Annotated in this window: 7 protein-coding genes; 2 read left to right on the top strand and 5 right to left on the bottom strand. The window is 57.5% G+C overall.

Translation table 11 applies throughout. The features are described 5' to 3' along the window. Window positions 1-25: 25 nt before the first annotated feature. The 4 genes from C464_RS01520 to C464_RS01535 form a co-directional block, all read right to left on the bottom strand. On the bottom strand, window positions 26-676 hold the full coding sequence (locus tag C464_RS01520; protein ID WP_006111722.1) for a restriction endonuclease: 651 nt from the start codon (window positions 674-676) through the stop codon (window positions 26-28). Beyond that, on the bottom strand, window positions 669-911 hold the full coding sequence (locus tag C464_RS01525) for a hypothetical protein (RefSeq protein WP_006111723.1): 243 nt from the start codon (window positions 909-911) through the stop codon (window positions 669-671). The genes C464_RS01520 and C464_RS01525 overlap by 8 nt, the downstream gene beginning before the upstream one ends. Beyond that, window positions 908-3,691, bottom strand: a complete 2,784-nt coding sequence (locus C464_RS19380) for a plasmid replication protein RepH (protein WP_239640162.1) — start codon at window positions 3,689-3,691, stop codon at window positions 908-910. The genes C464_RS01525 and C464_RS19380 overlap by 4 nt, the downstream gene beginning before the upstream one ends. Before the next feature lie 520 nt (window positions 3,692-4,211). Then, window positions 4,212-4,529 carry a hypothetical protein gene (locus C464_RS01535; RefSeq protein WP_006111725.1) on the bottom strand — a complete coding sequence of 106 codons (318 nt, stop codon included), beginning with the start codon at window positions 4,527-4,529 and terminating at the stop codon, window positions 4,212-4,214. 1,215 nt (window positions 4,530-5,744) lie between these two features. On the opposite strand from C464_RS01535, the gene C464_RS19960 reads away from it, so the two are divergent. After that, window positions 5,745-5,990: a hypothetical protein gene (locus tag C464_RS19960; RefSeq protein WP_080510368.1), complete on the top strand. Its 246-nt coding sequence runs from the start codon at window positions 5,745-5,747 to the stop codon at window positions 5,988-5,990. A gap of 339 nt (window positions 5,991-6,329) precedes the next feature. On the opposite strand, the gene C464_RS01540 is transcribed toward C464_RS19960, so the two are convergent. Next, window positions 6,330-7,238 (bottom strand): NAD-dependent epimerase/dehydratase family protein, encoded by a 909-nt coding sequence (locus tag C464_RS01540; protein WP_006111727.1) that lies wholly within the window; start codon window positions 7,236-7,238, stop codon window positions 6,330-6,332. A gap of 242 nt (window positions 7,239-7,480) precedes the next feature. Between C464_RS01540 and C464_RS17050 the strand changes: the two genes are divergently transcribed. Beyond that, window positions 7,481-8,614, top strand: coding sequence for a glycosyltransferase family 4 protein (locus C464_RS17050; RefSeq protein ID WP_080510369.1), 1,134 nt, complete (start codon window positions 7,481-7,483; stop codon window positions 8,612-8,614). Window positions 8,615-8,697 lie beyond the last annotated feature (83 nt).

Here is an 8,697-nt window from a genome sequence, read left to right on the forward strand (position 1 = left end):
CAGGTAGTTCACCCGTGAGCGGATATCACTCGAACGTGTAGTCAGTGTCGTACGCGCTAACGTACTCGTCGTTGCCTGTTCGATCTGGCACGTAACACGGGCTTCGTATCCCACCCATGAACACGGGAGCCTCGATATCGAGATCCGTTCGTCGGTCGAGCAGTGCCGGAACCATCTCCCGAAGTTCTCTCACTCGTGGTTCTCGCCGGGTGCGGAGTGTGCCTTGTGGCGGTCGGTGTTCGGTTAGCGGGGGCAGTGAATTCTTCCTGAGATCCTCGCTGGTGACGATCCGCACGTCAAGTCGCTGAGCGAGATACCATGCGGGTGTGGTCACGCCCCACGCTACAACGAGTACGGGCATTGCCCGACCGAGTGCGGCCCGGTGTGAGATCGACGCAACGGCGTTCCGACCGACCAAGGTCGTGTTCCAGTCTTTACACTCAGCGACGATGAAGTCGTCCGGCTCATCACGGAGGGGTTTGTGCCGCGCGATGACGTCGGTTTCGAGCCCGAAAATGTGCTCATTGCGGGCGGTGAGATACCCCCATCTTTCGAGTGTCTCAGCGAACTTCGCTTCGAGCCACCGGCCGTTTGTTGGGTCGTGATCAACGGTGGGCTTCTCGTCGGTGTCACCAACCTCCGGAATCTGCTTGGGTTCTTCAGGAGGGTCACTCATCTGTGGAGCCCTCCTGATTAGTCACGTCGGTGGCTGCCTCTTCGAGTGCGGTTGCGACTGCTCGTGCCTCTTCGGGCGTGAGTTCCGCGTAGGTGGTCCCCCACGGACCACCAAACCCGAGCGTGATGGTGGTGTCATCGAGTTCGCTCTGGCTTACCTGAATTGCCCCCTCGGTGTGGGTGACAGGGCGGTCGCGTGTCACGGCTGTCTTGAGGTCGATCGTGGGCGATGTCATTGCGTCTCACCCCTTTGTTTCGAGTGGAGCGTTGATGTTGTCGGCTCTGGTGGTCGGCTCTGTGTGGTTGGTATTTGAGAGGCGAGCAGTGAACTGTGCTGGTCGAATTGTCGATACGACTTCACTGGAAGCGTGGTGTGTCGGGTCATCTGAGTCGTGGTGAACAGCGCTGTGTACGCATGGACAGTACGGCGTCGTGTCCAGACGTCGGAGTGACTGCGTACAACGCGGTGAGGTAGGTTCGGCTGGCGATGCGCCAACAGCGGTGGTGCGTTCGTGGCTGCCGGTGGAGTGAACGAGGCTTTGGGAGTGGCCACCCACCGTCGGTGGCCATTCACCTGGACAGGCTGGATCTGGTCGAGCTCGCGCACATCGTGAATTCGACGATCATAGCTGCTAGCAGAGACCCCAGCTTGCTCGAGTAACTCGGTGCGACCAAGCGGCTCCTCGGCTCTGAGCAGCGTGGCGTACAACTTCGTCGCCGTCGGCGTGAGATCAGGCCGAAAGCGCCTAGCTGAGAGTGTGGCCGCTGTGCGTTCCACGTCGGCAGGCGTTGGTGAATGCGTCTCGTTCAGCGCGCGGAGGAGGCTCTCCACGACGTCGTACGGACACGCTCTGTGGGTGTCCGCCGGGCTGAACGAGCGCAGACAGCGCCGCACGAGCCGCTGTTTCTCGCGGGGTGTCCACTGTACATCGTGGGTCATCGCAATTTTCTCTATTGCCCGCCGAATGGCGGGGTAGGTCGTCCCGTTGACGACGGGGATTTCGAGCGGTGGTGCGTGTTCGGTGCCGTCGGCGATCGCTTCCCGGACGTCGGTGAGTTCCGCTTCGAGGGCTGTGGTGATCTGATCGGCAAGTTCTGTGACAGTCGGCCCAGCAAGCACCCACGACATGGTGAGATCCATCTGTGTGTCAGGCTCAACCTCGTAGGGGAGTCGCCGGGCCAGTTTTGCGGGCCGCTCTTCGAACAACATGCGGTAGCCCGCGTGAATTCCGTAGACAGATTGTTTAGGGACCGTCTTGGCAAGGAACGTACTGAGGTCCTGTAGTTGGGTGGTGTTGCGTGCGAGCGCATCGGTATCTGGAAGCCTGATGGTGGTCGTGAGATCAATACTCGCTGCGTGATACAGCTGGGTGGCTGAAGCAATCAGGCCGTGGAGATCTTCAAAGAGGTCACTTCGGGCAGCGGTGTCATCGCTGTGCGTGAGTTTGGCGACTTGTGTGAGGAGGCGGTCTCGGACAGTCGTGATTCGCTCACGCCATGCTCCGTAGGTTGTTTCTGTGTCGCTGTACCAGCCGACTTGGTGGCCACGGCGGAGGAGACGGGCGGTGTCGTGGTCGGTATTTTCGTGGAGTCTGTTGAAGTTCTGGCCGAGCCGCGAGGGAGTGAGAATTTTGGAGAGAGCCTTTTCGCTCAGTAAGGCACCCGCGAGACGTCCCAGGGTGGCTAAGGGGCCACCCCACTGGAGCACAACGAGGGTTTCATTGTTGGTGTGGCTCAGGTACGCGACACGGCCGTCCTCGAAGGGTTCTGGTTGGTCATCAACGAGCGTGACGGCATTGTCATGAGCGACGGTGGAGAATCGCTCGTGGAGGTGGGTTGGAGCGTTTTTTGCGTCGGTGAGCCACTGGACGTACTCACTATTCTTGTCTGGATTGCCGGTTGTCGCCACCCATTCCTCTGGGGAGGGTGTCTTTTCGCCTCCTCGGCGAGGCGACACTGTACTTGTGGATTCCTGAGGGGTCGCAGTAAGACTCTTTCCGAGTTGGCGCTGATCCGGGTGGACGAGGTCGTAGTTATCGTCGAGACACTGTTTGACGGCTAAATTTCCGAGGTCAGTGAGATGGACGGAGTTCTGCTGGCCACGGCGGTCGATCGTGACTACGTCGCGGGCTTCGAGATTGAGGACATACCTGCTAATGGTACCGTCTGCGACATCGATCGCGTGGTCGTTGCCAAGATCGCGGTAGCTCCGGGCGTACGCTATATTGAGATTCCCGAGAACGCGGCGTTTTCCAGGCTCGGTGTCGAGATCACGGATGGCCTTCCATGCGGTCTCGACAGTTTGTGCGTGGTCGGTGTGGGGGGACCGCTCCCGGCTGGCAGTAAGACTGAGGTGACACTCACCCCAGTCGGGATACCGCTTCAATAGATGTCTGTGGACTCTGGGGGAGGCGACGAGTCTAACGTCGAACCCATCGGCAAGGACGGCGGTCGCTGCGAGTGCGCGGACGCCCGTGCGGCGGTCTGTAAGAGAGGTCCACGCGTCGCCGTCCAATAGGAGTGTGAGGGCACGTGGTTGATCGTCGAGTTCACGATGGAGTGCGACCGGGCCCTTCGCGAGTGCGCCGAGGTCGGCGTTGACTGGCCCGCGCCCCGTGCCGATGCTGGTGACTGTATCGGTGAGGTCTGCGTGTCGCCGTTGGTGGTACGGACTGCGTGTCTTGGTGGGTCCGTCTCCGTAGGTGAGCGCGAGTGTCGTGATCGCGCGGGTGTACGCGACGGCTTCGGCGACGTCGTCGGTCCATGGGTTGTCCGTGCGTTGCCACGCTGGCAGGGTTTCTGCGAGGATCTGGGAACTCGTGTGCCACGGATCGGTGGTGGGGTACTCGCGGATGGTTCGCTCCGTTTGTGGCCGGAGTTTGTCGAGGAGCTCTGGGACCCACTCGGTCAGCCGGGGGGAGACCGCTGGACAGGTGATCCCCTCGGTGGAGACGTTCGTGCTGTGGCTGACGAGGCGGACCCCTCGCTTGCGGACCACGGGCTGGCGTGTTCCCACAAGCGATCACCTGCTGGTGTTGGGCTGGTGGGTCAGATCGGCCAGCATCACTCCGACCCCTCGCGCGGGGAGCCTCCATCAGAGCGGGCGTGTTCCCGAACTGTCGTGAGAAGCGGGCTTGGCTCCTGCCGTGCCGGCTGGGTTGGGGTTCGTGGTGTTGGGGCGTCCAGGTGGATACGTGGTTCTGTGGTCGTCGTGGGACTCGTGGCAATCGGGGTCGGGTCGAGGAGGACGTACGTTGTGGATTGCGTTCGGGTGTTTGAACACGTCCCGATGTGGCCTGTAAGGACGTACTCACGAACACCGCGGGTGAAGACGGTCGGGTGTTCGTGAATATCTGATCCGCACATGACATACCCGATCGCGTACGCGGGTTCGCCGGCTGCGCGGTAGGCGTAGGCGGTGATGTCGCCGCCTTCATGGAAGGGTTGGCCGCAGACTTGGCAGATTGGATTCTGGGTGTTGAGGGAGATGCGGGTGAGTTGGGCGAGGTCTGCGGCTTGTGGGCCGTCGGGGCGCGTCATTCGTGCTCTCCCGCAGTGTTGCGAGTGCCAGCTTGCCACGCCTGCCGCGCGGAAAGCGCGTGGCGGGCCGACTCGGTCAGTCGGTACTCGGTCGTGTCGTGGGTTTGTTTGGTGACGAGGTCCAGTTCGATTAGGTCCTTGAGGGTGTCACACACTCGAGTTTGGTCGATACCGCCGGTGTAGTAGTCGGTGAGTGTGTGGTGGAGTGGACCGCTCTCTCTGGGACCAGTCTGCGATAGTACCCAGAGCAGGTCGCGATGAGTGGCTGAGAGATCGGCAAGCGAGATGCCGTTGTTCTCGTTGGGGCTAGACATTGTGCCCCTCCACGGTTTCCTGGTTGGCGCTACGTTTCGTAGCGCACGGTGTACAGAATGGGCCGTCGAAGACAGCGTCGTAGCCGTCGGTTGGGTTTGTACACAAACTATGGCAAGCACTGTTACCGTTCGATCCGTTAGTCGTCTCGCAGGGCTTAAGCCCCGCAGCTGCCAGCATTAACATGGTTCTGTGTTCAGGCACAGGACCCGTCTCGGCCGGGTGTTGGAGCACCGCGGCCGGGGTTTCTACACTTTCTCGTGCGCCGAGGGTTCGTCACCGGGCTCTGTAGTAGCTAGTAGTATCGCTTGTAACTTATAAGTTCGGATACTGCCTATGGAAAGAGAAAATTCTGAAGTAAACTATCCGAACTCATTACACGCACTCCGAGAGAATTAGTTCTCATGCTCCGGCACTCTGGAAACTGGATGAAACTAGTTGACGATCGGATTTTAGAATATCTCTATGAGAATGAAGCGGCGTCGCCCACAGAAATGATGAAGGGCGGACCAATCAAATTTAGCCGAGCATATATTGGTAGGCGATGTAAAAAAACTGAAAGAGAAAGGATTACTCCGAGAGATTAGTGATGCAACATATGTCCTTACAGAAGACGGTAAGACATATCTCAAGGGCCACCTAGATACTGAAGATTGGGAATATATTGATCAAGATGCCGCTGAGAACATCAATAGCGATTCTACTGGGAAGGGTATTTGATAAATAGTTGCTATAGGACAGATCAATACTTCATCACGCTTCAATCGAAACGGTGGTGTGTCTACTCTGATCGAAGACGGATAAAAGCACGAACTAAACAGGTGTCTACAAAGTGATAGTAGTAGGCCTCTGTCACCTACTCATCTCGGAGTAGTCGATCACCCCCTCGTTTCGTCTGCTCTGGGAGAGTCAGTCAGCGATCAATCAGCGGTCCATACTAATCACGGTGAGGTTACGACTCGGCCTTAATCGATTCTCAAGTTTCGAGGACTGTCTACGGGTCAAGCGTGAGTTCGTACTGATAGTGAGCGCCGCCGGCACGCCTCTTGTTCTGCCTAGAGCGTTCGAGAAAGCCGAGCATCGTGAGATCTGAGGGGTGGTTCTGAATGCCCTTCAGCGTCGTGAGGGTGTCGTGATCCCAACACCTCGTGACTCGTTCGTACGTGTCTTGTCTTCCGCTCGCGCTTGAAGAAGAGACGCCAACTCGGGTCTGAAAGATATATCCCCGTTACCGGACGATCGCTGATCACTCTGAGATCGATCCGCTGGTCCGCCGGCGGATACACGATCACTTGGCCGACTTCGCCATGCTTGGTATTCTTGACTGGCAGTCGCGCAACGAGGGGCGACGCGGCGGACAGTACTGCGAGTACGAGTTTAGCGTTTATTTGCGGACCGTTCGAGAGGCCGTGGGAGACTTGGAGGGACTCGCGCTTCCACAGCGCGTGCGACACCGTATCTGAGACTGAACGAACACTCGATATAATAGGGTGAATAACATGTAAAATCCGTGAGTAAGAGTTGCTCCATACCGTTGGCAGAACACTCAACATAGTGGGGTGAGAGGTAGGACGTATCCGACACAAAGTGATGGGGAGCCGACGTCGTAATGGCCCCGATGTGATCGCCAGAACATTCGACACAGTGGGGCAGGAGCGTCTGAGCGTTTATGACACTCTCCGAATGGGACAAACCGCGCTCGCGAGTGAATACGGACCGACTACTCGCCCACAGCAGTCGGACGAGCCCGCATGTCCGGAGCTTTTACTATTATCGGACGCATCCACATTGGGTCCGACGCCTTAGCCGAGGTACGCGTCAAGCCCCGTCGCGACGTCGTAGGTGGGTTCGAAGCCGAGCACGTCGCGCGCCTTTGAGACATCCGCCTCGCTGTGGTTGATGTCGCCCGACCGGGAGTCAACGTAGACAATCTCCGCGTTCGAGTCCGTCACGTCGCGGATCGTCTCGGCTAGCTCGCGGATCGAGATGCTGTTTCCGGTACCGATATTGAACGCCTCGCCGGCAGCCTCCTCGGTGGCCGCGGCGAGCAGGTTCGCTTCGACGATGTCGTTGACGTGGACGAAGTCGCGGGTCTGGGTCCCGTCGCCCTCAACGGTGAGGTCGTCGCCCGCGCGTGCCTGGTCGCGAAAGATGCCGATGACGCCGCTGTAGTTGCCGCCCTGCTGTCGGGGGCCGTAGGCGTTGAAATATCGGAGCGCGACCGCGTCGACGCCGTAGCGCTCGTGATAGAGCCGGCAATAGTGGTCTGCGGTGAGCTTTTCGAGCCCGTACGGTGAGGTCGGTGTTTTCGGGTGGTGTTCGTCGATCGGCAGCGAGTGGGGATGGCCGTAGATTGCGGCACTAGACGCGAAAACGACGCGCGTGTCCGTCCCCCGAACAGCCTCGAGGATTGTGAGGAGTGGGTCAATATTCACCTCATGACTCGCTTGCGGGTCGTCGACGGAGCGTTGGACGCTGACCTGCGCCGCCTCGTGGAAGACGACATCGGCGTCGTTGACCGCATCTCGGAGCGTCTCGGCGTCACGGATATCGGCGTGGATGAACGCCGCGTCTTCGGGAACGTTGTCTCGGGAGCCCGTCGAGAGATCATCGTAGACCGTGACGGTACAGTCGTTGACGAGTCGGTCGGCGAGGTGGCTGCCGATGAATCCCGCTCCGCCGGTGACGAGGGCGTGATCAGAGTCGAACATTACGTGGGTGTCTACGAGGTGGTCCGTCACGAGGCGTACTGGTCGTTACGACCGTATCGAATCACACATACAGAGCGGTGCGGGTGGTGTTCTCGTGCGGATAGATTCTAGACTCAATTGCCAATCAGAGGTATGCTTGGGCCTGTTCAGTGACCAATGGTCGGTGTCTCCAACCAGTAGCAATCTTAGACGAGAAGACGAACGTTAAAAGTGCGCCTAACCACTAACAACGTAGTTGATTAATGCCTGACTCCAAACAACCGCGTGTTTTCCATTTAATAACGCGATTATTGAAAGGTGGTGCTGAAGGTCATCTGATCGCCACAGTCCAGGGTCTCGACAGATATGAGTTTACAGTAGGATATGGTTCGGAATACGTCCAGTCACAAGTTGACTCCCTAGAGAACGCGGGGGTTTCGACAAAGCGGTTCCCTCTCGTGCGACATTATAATCCTATAACGACGGTTCCAGCTGTTCTGTCGCTGGCCTGGTATCTTCAACGCAGAGATTTCGATATTGTCCACACGAACAGCACGGAAGCTGGTATTATCGGGCGATTTGCTGCTAAGTTAGCTGGCGTTCCAAATATTGTTCATACTGTTCATGGAATACCGTTCTCGACGGACCGAAATAATATTTTAAGTCAGTTTGTACTCACCTGCGAGCGTCAGGTAGCGAGCTACACAGATCGTATTGTGACAAATGCAGATATCATTACTGAGGACTATCTTGAACGTAACATTGGTACGTCAGAGCAGTACACGACCGTGTACAGTGGTGTTGAGTTAGATGCGTTTGTAGACGCAACGCCAGCAGACGATTTGCCGGGTAAACGTCCCCGTATCGTTATGATCGGACGGCTCACCGAGGGGAAAGGGCACGGAGTACTACTCAACGCTATTGAATCAATGGATGAGGACATTGGATCCGTGTGTATCGTCGGTGACGGCCCACTGTACGACGAATTGGAAGCAGAGATTCTGAGGCGGGGATTGGACGGGCGTGTGTTCTTAATTGGTTTTCGAGATGATATTCCGAACGTGCTCGCTGCGAGTGACTTACTAACGTTACCATCGTTTCGTGAGGGGACACCCAGAGTGATCACAGAAGCGATGGCAAGTGGGGTGCCAGTAGTTGCCACCGACATTGCGGGAATTCCAGAGCAGGTCGCAGATGGAGAAAGCGGGTATCTGATCCCGACCGGAGATGCCAAGGCGTTGAGACGACGCTTAGAACAATTATTACAGGATACAGAATTACGCCAACGAATGGGTCAACAAGGAATTGAGCGAGTAAAGCGGTTTTCTGTGGAGGCGATGGTTGAAGAAACAGATAATATCTATCGGGATCTTCTTGGAAAGGATTGTCAGCTATAGTAGCCGTTAGAACTTTCCGCACGGCAGATTGTACAGTACCTAATGGATCATCTCGACGAGATCTCCGTCGAAGAACTCCAAGA

This window comes from Halorubrum coriense DSM 10284, from assembly GCF_000337035.1.
In the GTDB taxonomy this organism is placed as follows: Archaea; Halobacteriota; Halobacteria; order Halobacteriales; family Haloferacaceae; genus Halorubrum; species Halorubrum coriense.

Excerpts from the sequence above, each read along its gene's own strand:
- C464_RS01520 (WP_006111722.1), bottom strand. The coding sequence starts at position 676 with ATGAGTGACCCTCCTGAAGAACCCAAGCAGATTCCGGAGGTTGGTGAC.
- C464_RS01525 (WP_006111723.1), bottom strand. The coding sequence starts at position 911 with ATGACATCGCCCACGATCGACCTCAAGACAGCCGTGACACGCGACCGC.
- C464_RS01535 (WP_006111725.1), bottom strand. The coding sequence starts at position 4,529 with ATGTCTAGCCCCAACGAGAACAACGGCATCTCGCTTGCCGATCTCTCA.
- C464_RS01540 (WP_006111727.1), bottom strand. The coding sequence starts at position 7,238 with ATGTTCGACTCTGATCACGCCCTCGTCACCGGCGGAGCGGGATTCATC.
- C464_RS17050 (WP_080510369.1), top strand. The coding sequence starts at position 7,481 with ATGCCTGACTCCAAACAACCGCGTGTTTTCCATTTAATAACGCGATTA.